Annotated in this window: 16 protein-coding genes; 9 read left to right on the forward strand and 7 right to left on the reverse strand. The window is 69.4% G+C overall.

The window, feature by feature from the left end; all coding sequences use genetic code 11:
• The first annotated feature begins 2 nt into the window (after nt 1–2).
• The 6 genes from ccoG to rnk all read left to right on the forward strand — a co-directional run bounded on the left by ccoG (nt 3) and on the right by rnk (nt 6275).
• Nucleotides 3–1508, forward strand: coding sequence for a cytochrome c oxidase accessory protein CcoG (ccoG, locus tag ASD21_RS14475; protein WP_056442357.1), 1506 nt, complete (start codon nt 3–5; stop codon nt 1506–1508).
• Entirely contained in the window at nt 1508–2014 is a 507-nt protein-coding gene (locus ASD21_RS14480) for a FixH family protein (RefSeq protein WP_056442360.1), read from the forward strand. Before ccoG ends, ASD21_RS14480 begins: the two co-directional genes overlap by 1 nt.
• Nucleotides 2011–4188, forward strand: coding sequence for a heavy metal translocating P-type ATPase (locus tag ASD21_RS14485; RefSeq protein WP_056442363.1), 2178 nt, complete (start codon nt 2011–2013; stop codon nt 4186–4188). Before ASD21_RS14480 ends, ASD21_RS14485 begins: the two co-directional genes overlap by 4 nt.
• A complete protein-coding gene (gene ccoS / locus ASD21_RS14490; RefSeq protein ID WP_056442365.1) occupies nt 4185–4355 on the forward strand; it encodes a cbb3-type cytochrome oxidase assembly protein CcoS in 171 nt (56 codons plus the stop codon). The genes ASD21_RS14485 and ccoS overlap by 4 nt, the downstream gene beginning before the upstream one ends.
• A 243-nt stretch (nt 4356–4598) precedes the next feature.
• The gene (locus ASD21_RS14495; RefSeq protein ID WP_162250238.1) at nt 4599–5525 is read left to right on the forward strand and encodes a transporter; all 927 of its coding nucleotides are present in this window, start codon (nt 4599–4601) and stop codon (nt 5523–5525) included.
• A gap of 351 nt (nt 5526–5876) precedes the next feature.
• Nucleotides 5877–6275, forward strand: coding sequence for a nucleoside diphosphate kinase regulator (gene rnk / locus ASD21_RS14500; RefSeq protein ID WP_056442368.1), 399 nt, complete (start codon nt 5877–5879; stop codon nt 6273–6275).
• On the opposite strand, the gene ASD21_RS14505 is transcribed toward rnk, so the two are convergent.
• A complete protein-coding gene (locus tag ASD21_RS14505; RefSeq protein WP_235524887.1) occupies nt 6272–7435 on the reverse strand; it encodes an alpha/beta hydrolase family protein in 1164 nt (387 codons plus the stop codon). The genes rnk and ASD21_RS14505 overlap by 4 nt on opposite strands.
• 105 nt (nt 7436–7540) lie before the next feature.
• Between ASD21_RS14505 and ASD21_RS14510 the strand changes: the two genes are divergently transcribed.
• Entirely contained in the window at nt 7541–8227 is a 687-nt protein-coding gene (locus tag ASD21_RS14510) for a VOC family protein (protein WP_056442372.1), read from the forward strand.
• On the opposite strand, the gene ASD21_RS14515 is transcribed toward ASD21_RS14510, so the two are convergent.
• On the reverse strand, nt 8224–8562 hold the full coding sequence (locus ASD21_RS14515) for an ArsR/SmtB family transcription factor (RefSeq protein ID WP_056442374.1): 339 nt from the start codon (nt 8560–8562) through the stop codon (nt 8224–8226). The genes ASD21_RS14510 and ASD21_RS14515 overlap by 4 nt on opposite strands.
• Nucleotides 8549–8995 carry an SRPBCC family protein gene (locus ASD21_RS14520; protein ID WP_056442377.1) on the reverse strand — a complete coding sequence of 149 codons (447 nt, stop codon included), beginning with the start codon at nt 8993–8995 and terminating at the stop codon, nt 8549–8551. Before ASD21_RS14520 ends, ASD21_RS14515 begins: the two co-directional genes overlap by 14 nt.
• Before the next feature lie 151 nt (nt 8996–9146).
• Here ASD21_RS14520 and purU point away from each other — a divergent pair, with 151 nt between their 5' ends.
• Complete coding sequence (purU, locus tag ASD21_RS14525) at nt 9147–10016, forward strand: formyltetrahydrofolate deformylase (protein WP_056442514.1); 870 nt, start codon at nt 9147–9149, stop codon at nt 10014–10016.
• 59 nt (nt 10017–10075) lie between these two features.
• The gene (locus tag ASD21_RS14530; protein ID WP_056442380.1) at nt 10076–10951 is read left to right on the forward strand and encodes an amidohydrolase family protein; all 876 of its coding nucleotides are present in this window, start codon (nt 10076–10078) and stop codon (nt 10949–10951) included.
• 13 nt (nt 10952–10964) lie between these two features.
• Here the strand turns inward: ASD21_RS14530 and ASD21_RS14535 are convergent, their stop codons facing one another.
• The 4 genes from ASD21_RS14535 to ASD21_RS14550 form a co-directional block, all read right to left on the reverse strand.
• A complete protein-coding gene (locus ASD21_RS14535; protein ID WP_082554773.1) occupies nt 10965–11783 on the reverse strand; it encodes an HvfC/BufC N-terminal domain-containing protein in 819 nt (272 codons plus the stop codon).
• Complete coding sequence (bufB, locus tag ASD21_RS14540; RefSeq protein WP_056442518.1) at nt 11776–12669, reverse strand: MNIO family bufferin maturase; 894 nt, start codon at nt 12667–12669, stop codon at nt 11776–11778. The genes ASD21_RS14535 and bufB overlap by 8 nt, the downstream gene beginning before the upstream one ends.
• An 8-nt stretch (nt 12670–12677) precedes the next feature.
• Nucleotides 12678–14666 (reverse strand): ferritin-like domain-containing protein, encoded by a 1989-nt coding sequence (locus ASD21_RS14545; protein WP_056442386.1) that lies wholly within the window; start codon nt 14664–14666, stop codon nt 12678–12680.
• A gap of 136 nt (nt 14667–14802) precedes the next feature.
• Nucleotides 14803–17892 (reverse strand): M10 family metallopeptidase C-terminal domain-containing protein (locus tag ASD21_RS14550; protein ID WP_200941437.1); only part of this gene is annotated, 3090 nt, incomplete at its 5' end.

Raw genomic sequence — 17892 nt, forward strand, 5'->3', positions numbered from 1 at the left:
TCATGCCCACGCTCATCGACAAAACGCCGCCCAAGTCCCCGCCCAAGTCCTACGCCTCGACGGCGGTCTCGGCCGCCGCTCGGGCGAAGGCCAAGGGCGACGCGAAGGGCGGGCTCTACAAGCCTCGCGAGCCGATCTACCCGAAGCTGGTCCACGGCCGCTGGCGAACGGTGAAGTGGGCGGTGCTGATCGCCACCCTGGCGGTCTATTACATCACGCCCTGGATCCGTTGGGCGCGGCCCGGCGACCTGCCCCAGCAGGCGGTCCTGGTGGATTTCACCGGCCGCCGTTTCTACTTTTTCGACATCCAGCTGTGGCCGCAGGAAGTCTACATCTTCACCGGCCTGATGGTGATGGGCGCGCTGGGCCTGTTCCTGGTCAGCGCCTTGTTCGGCCGCCTGTGGTGCGGATACACCTGCCCACAGACCGTCTGGACCGACCTCTACATCGTGGTCGAGCGCGCGTTCGAGGGCGACCGCAACGCCCGCATGCGCCTGGACGCCCAACCCCTGTCGTTCAACAAGCTCTGGCGCAAGACCGGCAAGCACCTGACCTGGCTGGGCATCGCCTTCGGCACCGGCGGCGCCTGGATCTTCTATTTCCACGACGCCCCGACCCTGATCCGCACCTTCTGGATCGGACAGGGCGCGATGACGGCCTATGTCTCCTGCGCCCTGCTGACCGCCACCACCTACATCTTCGCCGGATGGATGCGCGAACAGGTCTGCACCTACATGTGCCCCTGGCCGCGCATCCAGAGCGCCATGCTGGACGAGCACTCGCTGCAGGTGGCCTATCTGCGCGACCGCGGCGAACCCCGAGGCGCGCACAAGAAGGGTCAATCCTGGGAAGACCGAGGCGACTGCATCGACTGCAACCAGTGCGTGGTCGTGTGCCCGATGGGCATCGACATCCGCGACGGCAGCCAGCTGGAATGCATCAATTGCGGCCTCTGCGTCGACGCCTGCGACGACATCCTGGGCCGGCTTGGGCGGCCGACCGGGCTGATCGCTTATGACTCCGTCGACGCCGTCGCCGCGCGCGCCAACGGTCAGAAGGCGGTCTACAAGCTGGTTCGCCCGCGCACCGTCTTCTATGCGTTCGCCCTGGCCGTGGTTTCGGCCCTGACCCTTTGGGCCTTGATCGGCCGACCCGAGGCCGAGCTTCATGTCATCGGCGACCGCAACCCGGTCTTCGTTCGCATGCACGACGGGGCGGTGCGCAACGGCTACACCCTGAAGATCGCCAATCGCACCTTCGCCGACCACCGCTTCGAGATCGTCTTCTCGGGGATCGAGGGGGTTCGCCTCAGCCAGCCCGGGCGAGCGGCGGGCGCCAGCATCGGCGTGGTCGTGCCCGCCGACCAGGTGGTGGCCGTGCGGGTGTTCGTCACCGCGCCGCCGAACGACCTGCGTCCGGCCAGCCTTCCCGGTCGCTTCGTCGTCCGCTCGGGCGACATCGAGTCCAGCGCCAAGACCGTCTTCCTTTCCGGAGCCGCGAACCAGTAATGAGACCGGCCGTCCCCTCCCCCGCCCCACCCGCCGCCCCGTCCGTCAAGGGACAGATCACCGGCAAGCACGTCCTGATCGGAGTGGTGCTGTTCTTCGGCCTGGTCGTCGGCGTGGACGCGTTCTTCGTCGTGAAGGCCTACAGCACCTTCTCCGGCCAGGTCGCCTCCAACCCCTACGAGGCCGGGCTGGCCTTCAACCGCACCCTGGCCCTGCGCGAGCGGGAGGCGGCGCTGGGCTGGACCGCCGAGGCGGCGGTCCCCAGGCCGGGCGTCGTGGCCCTGCGGATGAAGGACAAGACCGGACGGCCGCTGTCTACCTTGTCGCTGACCGGAACCCTGGAGCGGCCCGCCACCGAGATCGGACGCCAGGTCCTGGCCTTCACCCCGACCGGCGACGGGTGGTACCAGGCCGGCGCCAGGCTGGACGGCGCGTGGGACCTGCGCGCCACGGCCAGAAACGCCCAGGACCAGTTCGAGATCGAAACCCGGCTGGTGGGCCAATGAGCCAGAGCCTCGCCGTTCCGCGCGACCTTGAGGCGTTCGTCCACCGCGACGCGGCGGGCAAGGGTCGCCTGGAGCTGCTGGTCAGCGGCGCCCGCTGCGCGGCCTGCATCGGCAAGATCGAGAAGGCCGTGGTCTCCGTGCCTGGCGTCGAGAGCGCGCGCCTGAACCTGACGACCGGCAAGTTGGCGGTCGATCTGGGGGTGAATTCGGCCGATCCCGACCGAGTGGTGGAGATCGTCGAGGAGCTGGGCTACCGCGCCTGCCTGTTCGACCCGACCGAGGCGGCCGCCGCCCAGGACCGCGAGGGACGCGAGCTGGCCGTCGCCCTGGGCGTGGCGGGCTTCGGGGCCGGCAACGTGATGATGTTCACCGTGCCGGCCTGGGCGGGCCTGTTCGGCCAGGAGCTGAACGCTTCGACCCTGACGGTGATGTACTGGCTCGCCGCCATCGTCGCGACCCCGTGCGCGCTGTTCGCGGGCCGCCCGTTCTTCCGATCGGCCTGGGCGTCGCTGCGGCGCGGCAAGGCCAATATGGACGTGCCGATCTCGATCGGGGTGATCCTGACCCTGATCGTCAGCTTCTCCGAGACGATCCTGGGCGGACGGCACGCCTATTTCGACGCGGCGGTGACCCTGCTGTTCCTGCTGTTGATCGGCCGCTATTTGGACCACCGCCTGCGCGCCAACGCCCGGTCGGCGGCCCGGGACCTGCTGGCCCTGCAATCGCCCGTGGCGGTCCGCCTGGAGGGCGGAATCGAGCGCGGCGTGCCGGTCGCCGAGGTGCGGGTCGGCGACCGCGTGGTCGTCGCGCCCGGCGAGCGCGTTCCGGTCGACGGCCGGGTCGAGGCCGGCGTCTCCGAAATCGACAACGCCCTGATCACCGGCGAGACCGCCATGGCGGCGGTGGGCGTCGGGTCGACCCTGCACGCGGGCGCCTTGAACCTCACCGGTCGCCTGGTCGTCGTCGTCACCGCGCGCAGCGAGGACTCCACCCTGGCGGCGATCGCTCGGCTGATGGAGGCCGGCGCCCAGAGCCGCTCGGCCTATGTCCGGCTGGCCGACAAGGCCGCCGCCCTCTACGTGCCGATCGTGCATTCGGCGGCGGCCCTCACCTTCGTCGCGTCCTGGGCTCTGGGCCTGGGTCCGCGCGAGGCTCTGCTGCGGGCGGCGGCCGTGCTGATCATCACCTGCCCCTGCGCCCTGGGCCTGGCCGTGCCAGCGGTGCAGATCGCCGCCAGCGGCCGGCTGTTCCGCAAGGGCGTGCTGGTCAAGTCCGGCGCGGCGCTCGAGCGCCTGGCCGAGGTGGACTACGTCGTGCTCGACAAGACCGGCGTGCTGACCGAAGGCCAGCCTCGGCTGATCGGCGCGTTCAACCATCTGGTCGCCATGGCCGCGCCCCTGGCGCGCGCCTCGCGCCATCCGCTGGCCCGGGCCCTGGCGGCGCAGGCCGGGGTCGGCCTGGTCGCCCACGACTGCGTGGAGACGCCCGGACAAGGCGTTGAGGGCCTGATCGACGGACGGCGCGCGCGCCTGGGTCGAGCGTCGTTCGTCGGCGCCGCCCAGGGCGCGCGGGAGACCGAGCTGTGGTTCAGCTTCATCGACGACGACGTGAAGATCCGGTTCGCCTTCGAGGACCAGCCCCGCGCCGACGCGGCGGCCGCCGTCGCCGCGCTCCGTGCCCTGGGGCTGGGCGTCGAGATCCTGTCCGGCGACCTTGAAGAGCCCGTGGGCCAGGTCGCGCGGGCCGTCGGCGTTCAGAACTGGCGCGCGGGCCTGACGCCGATCGAGAAGGCCGCCGCCATCGATCGGCTGAAGGCCGAGGGGCGCAAGGTGCTGATGGTCGGCGACGGCCTGAACGACGCCGCCGCCCTGGCCAGGGCCCATGCCTCCATGGCCCCGGGCGCCGCCGTCGACGCGGCCCAGAACGCCGCCGACCTGGTGTTCACCGGCGACGAACTCGGCGCGGTCGCCCAGGCGATCACCGTCGCGCGCACCGCCCGTCGCCGCGCCCTGGAGAACTTCGCCTTCTCCGCGCTCTACAATCTCATCGCCGGTCCGGCCGCCATGCTGGGACTGATCAATCCGTTCATCGCCGCCCTGGCCATGTCCGGATCCTCGATCACCGTCCTGCTCAACGCCGTGCGGCCCGCCCTGGGCGAAAGGCGGAGCCGTTGAACATCCTTCTCTTCCTCGCGCCGGCCTCGCTGGCGCTCGGCGCCTTGGGGCTGGCCGCCTTCCTCTGGACCATGCGGTCGGGTCAGTACGAGGACCCCAAGGGCGACGCCGAGCGCATCCTCTACGACCATCTCGAAGATCGTCCGCCGACCGCCAAACCCAAGTAACCCGATCGGGCGACGCCACCGCTCTTCCCTGGTCGCCAGTTCGCCTTCGCGAACGCTAGGGGCTTTCCCCGTTTGCCTTGAGACCAATCCCGGATCGCCGCCGGGATATGCCTGATTGTGAAGACGCCGCGGCGGTCGACAGTGATCCGCGTCCCGAGACTTCGGCGAAAGGCGTCCGCATGACCGCGCACCATGGCCCCGCGCCGCCTTGTTCCCGTGACCTGGCCAGGTGAGCCGGGAGCCGTGCGCGCTCGCCGCTCGATTCAAGGCCCGGCTTTGGCGGCGCTCGCGCTGTCGGCCTGGGCGTCGCTGACCGGCGCGGCCGCCGCCCAGGACCTGGAGCCGCGCGCCTATTCCCCGTCGCCGGTCGGCGCGACCTTCGTGGTCGCCGGCTACGCCCATTCCAGCGGCAAGATCGCGTTCGACGCGGGGGCGCCGATCAACAACGCCCAGGCCGACCTCAATCTGGCCACCGTGGGCGTCAGCCATGTCTTTGGCCTGGCTGGGCGCCAAGCCAGCGTGACGGCCGCCCTGCCCTATGTGTGGGGCGACGCCAGCGGCGATGTCGGCGAGTCGAGACGCGCGATCACCCGCTCGGGCCTGGGCGATCTGCGGCTCAGGGTCGGCGTCCTGCTGATCGGCGGCCCGGCGCTTTCCAGAAAGGCGTTCGCCGTCCGCAAACCCTCGCCGATCCTGGGCGTCAGCCTGCTGGCCGTCGCGCCGACCGGCGAGTACATGCCCGACAAGCTGGTCAACATCGGCGCCAATCGCTGGGCGTTCAAGCCGGAGGTCGGCGTGTCCTTTCCCATGGGACGCTGGCAGGCCGACGCCTATGCCGCGGTCTGGCTCTACACCGACAACGACGACTTTCTGGACGGCAAACGGCGCGAACGCGACCCGATGGGCGCGTTCCAGGGTCACCTCAGCTACACTTTCCGCCCCGGGCTGTGGGCGGCGGTGAACGGCACCTACTACCAGGGCGGCGCCACGACGGTGGACGGGGTTCGTGACGGCAACCGCCAGGAGAACGCCCGCGTGGGCCTGACGCTGTCCGTGCCGATCTCGCGCACCCAATCGATCCTGTTCACCGGCAGCGAGGGCGCGCTGACCCGGTTCGGCGGCGACTTCACCACCTTCGGGATCAGCTGGCGGGCGTTGACCTTCAACTGAGGCGGCGCGCCCTCCGATTTGACATCGGGGCGCCGCGTCCCCATCTGACAGTCACCGAGCGCGATCCGATCGCGCCGGACGCCTGACCACAGGCTTCTCGTCTCCAAGTCCGCGCTCAGCGCCAAACGCTTGGAGCCACAGGGAATTTCCCCGCCATGCCCTTTTCAGATCGGCCGTAGGACGGCCAGCGTCGGCCTAGGCCACGCACGATCCTGACCAGGGCGGCGGCTTCTCTCCGAAGCTCGCGGTCTTCATGAAACGCCAGCGCCAAACGGCGAGCGTTCGCCGAGCCCCACGCGGCCCCGCGCTTCGAGCGCCGGCCAGGGCTCAAGACACATCCAGAAAGCCACTATGAATACCCAAACCCAATCCACCCAGGCCCCGCCCGCGATCTACGTGACCGAGGCCGACTTCGAGATCCTCTCCAACCTGGCCGACGCCGCCGGCCGCGCGCCGGGCGGCCGCGTCCTGGCCGAGGAAATGGCCCGCGCCGTGATCGTCGAACCCAATGAGCTGCCGCGCCCGTTCGTGCGCATCGGCTCGCGGGTCCAGTTCCAGGACCTGTCCAACGGCCAGACCCGCGCCGTTCGCATCAGCCTGCCGCGCGACGCCAGCATCGACGACAACCGCATCTCGGTGCTCAGTCCGGTGGGCGCGGCCCTGATCGGCCTGACCGCCGGCGAGGCCTTCCACTGGACCGACCCCGAAGGCCGGGCGCGCGGCGTCCGCGTGCTGGCGGTCCAGGACTAGAACCCCCGCTCGCCCAGCCATCCCTCCACCGCCGCCACGGCCTGAGGCAGCAGGTCGGGACGTTCGATGTAGTAGTGGTCGGCGTCCTTGATCTCGACATAGCGCTTGTCGGCGCAGCCCAGGGCGTCGAACAGGCGGCGAGCGTGGCTGGGGGTGCAGGCGAGGTCCGCCGTGTTGCTGATCACCAGGGCCGGACAGCTGATATTGGCCGCGTTCAGCACGCCGTTGGCCCGGCTCTCGTCATGGCTCCATTGCGACAGCCACGAGCGCAGCGTGGTGAAGCGGGCCAGGCCCACGGGCCCGTCGTTGGCGATGCGCGGATCGCCCAGATAGCAAGTGCGCGGCCGACGGTCGGACGGATCCTGGGTCGGATCGGTCCAGCGCACGTCGCACATGGTGCCGTACACCACGAACGGCCGCTCCATGTCCGGGTCGCGGGCCTTCAGCGCCGTCAGGGTCTCGCGGACCCGGGCGGTGATGCGGCGGTTGCGGGCCAGCTGGGCGTGGCGGAACACGGTGACGAACGCCTCGTCATAGGGCGGCTGGTGCGGGCAGTTGGGCGCGTAGATGTCCAGGGCGGGGTCGCGGTCGAAGGGCCGGTCCTCGTCCAGGATCGAGGGATCCAACCATTCGGTCAGGGTCACCGAGCGGCTGATGTGGGCGGCCAGCAGCATCACCCCGTCGGCCGGTTGCAGTCCCGCCCCGACCAGGTCGACCGGGTCGCCGGCCGGGGTGTGGGTGATCGTCGGCCGCTCGGCCTGTTCCTGGTAGAACAGCGACAGCGAGCCGCCGCCCGACCAGCCGCCCAGGATCACCTTGCCATAGCCGAACCGGGTCTTCAGGTCGGCGATGCAGGCGCCCAGGTCCAGGACGCACTTCTCCAGGATCAGGGCCGTGTCGTTGCCGCGATAGCGGGTGTTGCAATAGACGACGTGCCGACCGGCCCGGGCCAGGGCGGTGACCAGCGGCAGGAACGAGCCGCCGCCGATCGGGTGGCTGAACAGGATCACGGTGTCGGAGTCGCCGACTTCGGGCCGGATGCGCATGCACTCGACGAACACCTGGCCCTCGGGACCGCCATAGGTCTCCTTGAGGCGGGAGGTTTCGGCATAGGCGTAGCCGTAAGGCTCGCGGACGATGCGCATCGAACCACTGGTCACTTGCCGCCCCTTACGTAACCTCGTTATCTCAAGCCTCAAGGACAGGAAATTGTCCCCGGGGAAGTCAAGGCCGCCCCCAAACCCCTTCGAGGGAGGACCGCCGCCATGGCGCAGCATCCGACCGGCATCCACCACCTGGCGTTCATGGCCGGCGACATCAAGAAGCACATCGCCTTCTTCAGCGAGGTGATGGGCTGTCCGCTGGTGGCGCTGTTCGACATGCACGGCGTGCCGGGAGGCCTGCACGCCTTCCTGCGAATGAACGACCACAGCTACTTCTCGATCGTGCAGCTGCCGGACGTCGACAAGATCCCCGTGCAGCTGGGCGTCACCCATGCCGGCAACGGCGCCCAGCCCAGCGCGCCGGGCACGCTGCAGCACCTGGCCTTCCGGGCCGACAGCGAACAAGAGCTGCTGGCGATGCGCGACCGCATCCGCAGCCACGGGATCAACGTGCTGGGCCCGATCGACCACGGCATGTGCCGCTCGATCTATTTCGCCGGTCCCGACCAGATGACCCTGGAGGTCGCCGCGCCGGGCGAGCCGATCGACCCGGCCCGCTGGGTCGATCCCGCCGTTCTGGCCAAGGCCGGCATCAGCCCGGAGGAGGCCGAGCGCTTCAAGGCCCCCGCCCCCTATGACGGCCCCTCGCCCGTGCCGCAGCCGGCCTATGCCGAGGACAAGCCGCACATGGCCTATCCGAAAAAGGCCTATCTGCAGATGCTGGCCGCGCCGGACGCGGTGATCACGGCGTCGGCCTCGTATGCCGAGCCGCCGGTGAAGGCCCTCTAGTCGGCGTCCTCCACGAACGCCTTCAGCCGGCCCAGCGTGTCGTCCCACTGGCGCGACACGCCGTCGAGATAGGCGCGCGCCTCGTTCAGCGCCTCGCGCCGCGCGGCGAAGCGGCTTTCGCGGCCGACGCGCAAGGACGCCACCAGGCCGGCGTCCTGCAGCACGTGCAGGTGCTTGGTGATCGCCTGACGGGTCAGGGCGGTGTCGGTCGACAGGGCGGCGATCGACCGCGCCTGGCCGTCGCCCAGCTTGCTGAGCAAGGCCAGGCGCGTGCGGTCGCCCAGGGCCGCGAAGATCGGGGCTGGATCCGGTAGCGCGGGGTCAGGATTCAACATGGGCCTTGATGTTCTGAACCTGCTGCGTCCAGCCCCCGTCGTTCATCCGGAAGGCTTCCTCGCGGCGATGGGCGGGGACCTTGTCGAAGCCGGACTCGATGATCTTCAGCCGGGTGCCGGCCCCGGCCGGTTCGAGCAGGAACTCGACCAGGGTGGGCTCCTCCTTGTCGTAGTCGACGTCGGGATCGATCCCGTAGGGATGCCAGGTGAAGGCGAAGCGCTTGGGCGGTTCGATGGCCGCCACCCTGGCCTTCCAGGTCACGTGCTCGTAGCCCGGATGGGTGATCTGGCCCCGCGCCTCCTGGCCGACGACGAACGGCGCCTCCAGGTCGACCTTGAACCAGGTCCCGAATTCCTTGTGGTCGCTGACGGCGCGCCAGACGCGCTCGATGGGCGCGTTCAGCTCGATGGTCTTTTCGATGCGATCGGTCATGACGGCAACCTCCTGGTTGCCTATTGATGACTCCGCGAGAATGAAAAGGCAACCGATTAGTTGCCATATGGAATGAAGGCCCGCTTTTTGTAAAAGCGCTGTGAGAACAATGCGGCTTGGTCGCACGGCCCAGGTCGACTACGACCCTGCCATGGACGCCAAGACACCCGCCGACCGCTACATCCTGATCCTGCAATGCCCCGATCGGAAGGGCGTGGTCGCCGCCGTGTCCGGCTTCCTGGCCGACAACGACGCCTCGATCGTCGAGAGCAGCCATTTCAACGACGGCCTGGCCGACCAGTTCTACATGCGCACCGTGTTCCGGCCCGACGGCGCCATGCCGGGGATCGACGACCTGCGCCGCGGCTTCGAGCTGATCGCCAAGCGCTTCGGCATGACCTGGGCCCTGCATGACGCCAACGCCAAGCCCAAGGTGCTGATCGCCGTCTCCAAGTTCGGCCACTGCCTGTTCGACCTGCTGCACCGCTGGCGCGCGGGCCTGCTGCCGGTCGAGATCGTCGGGGTGATGTCCAACCACGAGGACATGCGCTCGTTCACCGAGTGGAGCGGCCTGCCCTACTTCCACCTGCCCACCACCAAGACCAACAAGGTCGAGCAGGAGGACGCCTTCCTCAAGCTGGTCGATGACCTGGAGGTCGATCTGGTGGTGCTGGCCCGCTACATGCAGATCCTGTCGCCGGCCCTGTGCGCGCGGCTGTCGGGGCGGTGCATCAACATCCACCACTCGTTCCTGCCCAGCTTCAAGGGCGCCAAGCCCTATCACCAGGCCTTCGAACGCGGCGTGAAGATCATCGGGGCCACGGCCCACTACGTGACCACCGACCTGGACGAGGGCCCGATCATCGAACAGGGCGTCCACCGCGTGGACCACAGCCACACGCCCGACGACCTGGTGACCCTGGGCCGCGACGTCGAGTGCACCGTGCTGGCCCGCGCGGTCACCTGGCACGTCGAGCATCGCGTGCTGATCGCCGGGGCGAAGACGGTGGTGTTCGACTAGACCCTACCTATATCCCAACCTTCACCGAGCGCGGTTCACGCGACATGAGGGGGTACGGCATGGGTAGGATCGGAATCGCGGCGCTGTCGGCGCTGCTGCTGGGCGCGAACCTCTCACCCGCCCAGGCCGCCGAGCACTACACCGGTCCGATCATCGACACCCACGCCCATCTGCGCACCAACGACGGCAACGGCCTGTCGGCCAGCCATCCGATCGGCACGGCCGAGCTGCGGGCGCTGGACCAGGCGGCGGGCGTTCAGCAAAGCGCCCTGATCGTCATCGCCCGGCAGGGCGACATGGCCGCCACCCGCGCCCTGAACGACGCGGCCATCGCGGCGGCCAAGGCCGATCCCCAGCATTTCTATGTGATCGCCTCGGTGCATCCGGCCGACGGCGACGCGGCCCTGGCCGAGCTGGACCGCCTGGCCAAGCTGGGCGTGAAGGTGATCAAGCTGCACCCCAACACCCAGCGGTTCGACGTCGCCGATCCGGCCGTCGCCAAGGTAACGGCCAAGTGCGGCGAGCTGGGCATGGCCGTACTGTTCGACAGCTTCAATCCGCTCGACGCCAATGAACTGGGCAAGCTGCTGATGCTGTCGCTGCGGCAGCCCAAGACCAACTTCATCTTCGCCCACATGGGCTTCACCCAGTTCCGCGACGTGCTGACCCTGTCCACGCTGCGCAAGCTGGGCATGGGCGGCAATGTCTGGCTCGACATCTCGGCCATCGGCACGGCCTATGCCGGCTCGCCCGTGCAGCCGGAACTGGTCTGGACCCTGCGCCAGCACGGCGTCGACCACGTGCTGATGGGCTCGGATTGGCCGGTCGACACGCCCGCCACGGCCATCGCCGCCGTCCGCGCCCTGGGCCTGACCGCCGACGAGGAGCGGCTGGTCCTGCACGACAACGCCGCCAAGCTGCTGGGGCTGAATTAGGGTCCGGCCGCCATTAGCCGGCCGCCACAAGCCCCAGTCCCGCCGCCACCGGCAACCACAGAGCCAGGTCGGCGATCACCGCCCCGGTCTCGCGGCCGCTGGCCTGGGCCGCGCGGGCGGCGGCGGCGTGGACGTCGGCCCCCTCCTCGCCCAGGGCCTCCAGCCAGGCATGCCGCCAGGCCGGCAGGGCGTGGACGGCGACGCGCCAGCGGCTGCGGGCCACCGCGACCGGTGTCGGGCAAGGCGGCGGCGGGTCGATCGCTCCGCCCCGGTCGACGGCGGCCAGCACCGGTCCCGGATCGAAACCCAACATCAGAAGCCGCACGCTGTCGGGCCGCCTCAGCCGCGCGCCCGGGGTCAGCAGCAGGTCGGCGGCCAGCGCCGGTCCGGCCAGGCGCTCCACCCCGACCCCGCGCTGCGCCTCGGCCCGGGCTCGGTCCAGACGGGCGAAGTCGGCCGGCAGGGCCGAGAGCGCGGCGGGACCGTCGTCGCCGGCCGGCCGGGTGGCCTCCAGATAGTCGGCGAAGTCCGCGCCCAGGCCGTAAAGGCTGGGGTCGGTCGACGGCCGCGCGGCGACATAGCCGGCCGCGAACAACTCGAACACCTGCTCGCCGGCCAGGGCCCGCAGGCAGGGGAACTCGGCGGCCAGGCACTCCATCAGCCGGGCGCGGTAACCGCGGGCGTAAAGCGTAAGGCGCTGGGCGGCGGTCAGGCGTTCATCGCTGACGATCGCCGTGTCCAGCCCCGCCGGCGCCGCCCGGCCCAGGATCGCGCCCAGCATCCAGCGCTGCAGCGAGACCAAATCGGACCCAGGCAGGCCGGGTTCAGCCATGGGCGCGGGCCAGGGGCGGCTCTCCCGCCGGCAGCCAACCCTTCCGCGCCGCGGCCGCCTTGGCCAGCTCGGCCAGCAGGTCGGCCCAGGCCGGGATGTTGGCGTCCCATTCCAACAGGGTCGAGACCCCGCCGGTCCGCGCCTGGACCTGGGCGTAGAGCGGCCAGACCGCGTCGGGCACCGGGGCGTCGTGGGTGTCCATCAGATGGGTGCCGAAGTCGCTGGGCCCGGCCAGGTGCACCTGCACGATCCGTTCGGCGGGAATGGCGGCGATGTAGGCGGTCGGGTCGAAGCCGTGGTTGAAGGCGCTGACATGGACGTTGTTGACGTCCAGCAACAGGCCGCAGTCGGCGGCCTCCGCCAACCGGGCCAGGAACTCCCATTCGGGCATCTGGGACGAGCGGAACTCCAGGTAGCTGCTCGGGTTCTCCAGGATCAACGGCCGGCCCAGGCGGTCCTGCACGGCCTTCACCCGATCGATCACGTGGGCCAGGGCGGCCTCGGTCAACGGCAGAGGCAACAGGTCGTGGGTGTTGATCCCCGCCACCCCGGTCCAGCACAGGTGGTCCGAGATCCAGGCCGGCCTGATGCGGTCGGCCAGGGCCGCCAGCCTATCCAGATAGGCGGCGTCCAGCGGATCGGCCCCGCCGATCGACAGCGACACCCCGTGCATCACCACCGGCCGGTGGGCGGCCACCACCTCGAGCACGTGGGCGGCGTAGCCGGCGTGGTCGAGGAAGTTCTCGCTGATCACCTCGAACCAGTCGACGCCCCAGTCGGTCGGGGCGGTCGCCATCAGGTGCGGGAAATGCGGTTCGCGCAGCCCCACCCCGTCGCCCAGATTGGGCAGGCCGAGACGGGGCGCCGGCGATCGTGAACCTGCCATCGGGGCCATCAGGTCGAGGGCGGGAAGACGAGGCGCAGATTGTCCGGGCCCGGAGGATCGGCCGGAACCGATTTGCCCCGGTGCTCCATCACCGCCTGATAGGCGCGATAGGCCACGTCGTGCACCTTCTCGCCGCGCTGGTAGAGCATCGGATCGCCGAACGCCACGGACTGCCAACCATCCTTGCCCTGGCTGTTCTCCACGAAGTCGTACAGCTGCATCTGGCCGGTGTTGGGGAACACCTGGGAGGCCGAGATCGGCACGGCGCAGCCGCCGAACCCGCCGCATCGGTTGTCGCTGGGGGCCGAGTACAGCTTCTGGGGCGGCAGGCCGCAGCCGCCGCTGGCGCCGGGTCCGGCGCAGCCGCCGCCGAAGCCGCGCGTCACCACGGCCGAACCGCAGTTGCCGCCGCCGCTGATCGGCTGAACGAAACCGCAGCCGCCCTGGGCGTGGCAGTTGTTGGAGCCGCGGCAGGTGTGGAAGATCTCGACGGCGGCGCAGGCGTTGTCGCCCGCCCCGTCCAGGTCCAGCGCCTGGCACGAATGGTACAGCTTGCCCGGCTTGGCCGGATCCAGGCCGATCGACAGGTCGGGCGTCAGGCCCAGCACCGCCCAGGCGATCGACATCCGGTCGCCCGAGCCGGCCATGGACGGGAACGGGAACAGCACCGGCCCGGTGGCCGGCGGGTTCCAGTAGTCATTGAGCACGGTGGTCACCCCGGCGATCGCCCCGATCACCGCCTGGCTGAGCAGCTTGTGGCTCTCGGCCCGGGCCGAGGGCTCGTTCAGGGCGTTCAGCGCCGTCGCCAGTTCGTCGGGGGTCGGCAGCTTGAGGGGGTTGGACGGATCGTAGTCCGGTCCCTGCAGTTCCTTGGCCGTCCAGGCCTTGTTCTTCTCCAGCCACATCGGCCAGGTGACGACCTGGGGCAGCAGCTCCGCCACCTTCTTGAAGCGCTCGTAGTGGTCCATCGGATCGTTGTCGGACCTCGCCACGGCGTCGGCCGACGGGATCTGCGTTCCCGCGTCGTCATAGCTGGGATAGTCGGCGCGCAGGGCGGTGTTCGACGGCTGGTACTTCGGCTTGACCGCCTGCAGCAGCTGGGGCCGCCGCTGGATCTCGCTGCCCTCGCCCTGGTCGGTGATGGCGTCCATCATCGAGATCATCTGCTCGAAGGCGATGGCCTGGTCGGTGGTGGCGATCGTGGTCTCGAAGCCCATGAACTCCCGCATCGGGTGGCCGGGCGAGGAGAAGCTGTTGAACAGGTCGTTCTGCACGGCCGTGGGTGTGAACATCAGGTCCCACAGGGTGGAGCCGTCGCTGTAGGTCAGGCTCAGATAGTCGTAATAGCACTGGTACATCCAGCCGATGGTGCCGAACCGCGGCAGGGGCTGGCCGGGCTTCCAGTCGGCGAAGGGCGCCTCGGGAAAATAATCCTTCTCCTTGCCCTGCTTGATGTTGGCGCGGGCGTCGGCCTCGGGCTGCTCGATGGCGATGAACAGCCGCAGCTGGGTGTCCGACAGCGGCCCGACATTCACCGGCACGTCCTCGTGGTGGATCGTGTCCTTCAGGTCGATGATGTTGGGAATGACGCTGTTGGCTGGGCCGTAGCAGGTCCAGCCGTGGCGATCGTCCTGCAGGGCGGTGTCGGTGAAGTTGGGGCTGACGCCCAGCACGGTGGCCATGTTGGCGGCCATCTGCAGGTGCAGCATCTCCTGGATGAACACCGAGAAAACCAGGTTGAAGGCCTGGTCGTTGGCGGTCACCGGATTGGCCGAGGTCTTGGATCCTGGCCAAAGCCGGCCCTGGTAGAAGTCGTTCCCCTGCCCCGTGATCGCGTGCATGCCCTGGATCGAGTAGAGGCTGGTCATGTAGAGCGGGATCGTGAACAGCTCGACGTCGACCGCCGCCTGGGCGATCGCCCGCAGGGCCGCCTTGTCTGTCTTCTTGAGCGCGGGATCGCGGGGCGCCTGAGCGCTGGCGCTGAGGGTGCGGGTCACGGCGTCCTCCGATCTGAATCCGGCGAGCGCCCGTCGAGGGGCTGCCGGCGCGACCGGGACGACTCGACCCGATCGCCCACATCTTAGGTTGCGACGCCGTCAGATCAATACTTCAGATTGATCTGACGGCGGGCGCTTACAGCAGGATGTCGGCCGAGGTGAGCGTGCCGGTGACCTGCAGGGCGATCATGAAGTCGGCCACCCCGTCGCCGTTCACGTCGCCCGAGACGTGGTGGTAGCCCGAGGCGTCCGGCGCGGCGATGATCAGCTGGCCCGCCACGTTGGAGAAGCTGGTGACGACCGAGAAGGCGTCGTTGGCGCCGGTGCCCGAATTGGCGTCGATGCCGGTCAGGTCCAGCTTGTCGGCCTCGGCGTGGCTGAAGTCGAAGATCAGATCCGTGGCGATCGGCGCGCTGTCCGCCGGAGCGTTGTAGACGAAGGTGTCCGCCCCCGCGCCGCCGAGCATGAAGTCGGCCCCGCCGGCGCCGACCAGGATGTCGTTCCCGTCCATGCCGTAGAGGATGTCGTTGCCGGCGCCCGCGATCAGGGTGTCGGCGATATCGTGGCTGGTGCTGTCGCCAACCATCGTGAAGGCTTGGGTGGCCCCGCCGCTGGCGATGACGTCGGTGGCCTTCAGCGTGGTGCCCGCGACCGTGATCACCGACTGGAAGTTCCCACTGGAGTCGGGGGCCGAGTAGATGAAGGTCGTGCCCCCGAAGCGCGCGATGGTGACCTTGCCGCCGTCGATCGCCGAGATGTCGATCTTGTCCTGGTCGGGGGTGAAGTCGATCACGCTGTCGTAGGCGCTGAAGTTCGAGTTCGAGATGGAGTCGTAGCGGAAGGTGTCATGCGCGGCGCCGCCGTACATGATGTCGGCGCCGTCGCCGCCGGTCAGGGTGGAGTCGGTCGCGCCGCCCACCAGGACGTCGTCCCCGCCGCCGCCCGACAAGCTGTCGACGCTGACGCCGGTGCCGCCATGGCTTCCGTCGTCGCCGAACATCGAGAACTTGACGCCATTGCTGACGAGCAGGTCCGAGGTCCTGATGTCGCCGAACACCTGAACGACGCTCGAGTTTCCAAGCGCGCCAAAGTAGATGAACGTGCTGGCCCCGAACCGCGCGAGGATGACGATGCCGTCGTCGGCCGCCCTGAGGTCCAGCTTGTCCTGGCCGGTCTGGAAGTCGGTGATCACATCCCAGTGCAGGATGGGCGATTCGCCGTCGTCATAGACGAAGGTGTCGAGCCCCGCCCCGCCGGTGAGGGTGTCGCCGCCGCCGGCGCCGCGGATGGTGTCATTGCCGCCCGACCCGTTGATGGTGTCGCGCCCCGAACCGCCCGTCAGGATTTCGCCGGCGGCCGACCCGTTGATCGTGAAGCCGAAATTGGCCACGCCGGTGACGATGTCGGTCACCTCCAGGCCCTGGCCGAGAGACTTGATCTGGCCCTCCGCCGTGCCGTCGCCGTTTGTGTCGATGGACAGGACCTTGTTGGTCCCGTCCGTGGTCAGGGTCAGCTCGGTCGTGCCGGTGATCAACGGGGTCAGCCGCAGCGTGTCCACGCCGTGGGCGAAGTCGGTGATGGTGTCGAAGGCGGCGATCGTGCTGTCGCTGACCGCTTCGTAGGCGAAGACGTCCGCCCCGCCGGCGCCCGTCAAGGTGTCGGCGCCGCCCTTGCCCGTCAGGGTGTGGGCCGAGCCGTCGCTGATCAGGATGTTGGCGTTGGCGTCGCCGGTGGCCGAGCCGGTGACGGTCACCGTCAGCTGGGCCGTCGCCGAGGCGCCGGAAGGATCCTTGATCGTATAGTCGAACTTGTCGGTCACGACCTGGCCGACGACCAGGCCTTCGTGGTCGGCCAGGTAGCTGTACGTACCGTCCGGATTGATCGTCAGCTTGCCGTTGGCGCCGTTCACCACCGTGCCCCCGGACACGACGGCCTGGTCCACGTGGGTGGCGTTGTAGGCGACGTTGGTCACCGTCAGCGCCGCGACGGTGTTGTCGATGTCGCCGTCGTTGGTGCGCACCGAGCCCGTGACCGTCAGGCGCTGCGTCACCGCATTGGCGTCGTTGGCGGCGGTCGGCGCGTCGTTGATGTTGGCGACCGCCGCGGTGACGGCGCTGGTCTTGCTTTCCGGCGTGCCGTGCAGGTCGGTGTAGGTGGTCACCACGCGGATGGTCGCGCCGACGTCGGCGTCGCCCAGCGTATAGGTCGCCAGGTCGGTCCCGACATTCGTAAAGCCGCTGCCGGTGTTGCGCTGCCACTGGTAGTGCAACGGGCCCAGCCCATCGGCGTCGGCGAGGGTCGAGGTGTTGGCCGTCAGGACCTGGTCTTCCGCGACCGTGCCGGTGATCGTCACCGCGCCGGCCGGCGCGTCGTTGATATTGACCACGGCCGCGGTGGCGCCGCTGGTTTCGCTCTCGGCCGCGCCCTGGCCGTCGGTGAAGCTGACGGTCACGCGGATCTGGGCGCCGACGTCAGGGTCGCCCAGGGTGTAGGTCGCCTGATCGGTTCCGACATTGACGAAGCCGCCGCCGATGACGCTGCGCTGCCACTGATAGTGGAACGTGCCCAGGCCGGCGGGGTCGGCCAGGGCCGAGGTGTTGGCGGTCAGGACCTGGTCTTCTGTCACCGTGCCGGTGATCGTCACCGTCCCGGTGTGCGGACCGTTGGGCGGCAGGACCGTCGCCGTGGCGGCGCTGGTCACCGCCTCGGCCGTGGCGTGCTGGTCGACATAGCTGGTGACCACCCGGACGACGGCGCCGATGTCGGTGGCCGTGAGCGTGTAGGTCGACTGGTCGGCCCCGACATTGACGAAGCCCGAGCCGGCATCGCGCTGCCACTGGTAGTGCAGCGCGCCCAGCCCGTCGGCGTCGGCCAGGGTCGCGGTGTTGGCCGTCAGGATCTGGCCCGAGAACGCCGAGCCGGTGACACTGACACCGCCGGTCGGGACGTCGTTGACGTTGGCGATGGCGGCGGTGGCCGAACTGGTCGCCGACTCGGCGAAGCCCTGCTGGTCGGTGTAGCTGACCACCACCCGGACAATGCCGCCCACGTCGGAGTCGCCCAGGGTGTAGGTCGACTGGTCGGCGCCGACATTGACGTAGCCGCCGCCGATGTCATGCTGCCACTGGTAGTGCAGCGTGCCCAGGCCGTCGACGTCGGCCAGGGTCGAGACCGCCGTCAGCACCTGGTCCTCGGTCGGCGTGCCGGTGATGCTGGCGCCGCCGGT

Source organism: Caulobacter sp. Root1455 (assembly GCF_001426905.1).
Lineage (GTDB): Bacteria > Pseudomonadota > Alphaproteobacteria > Caulobacterales > Caulobacteraceae > Caulobacter.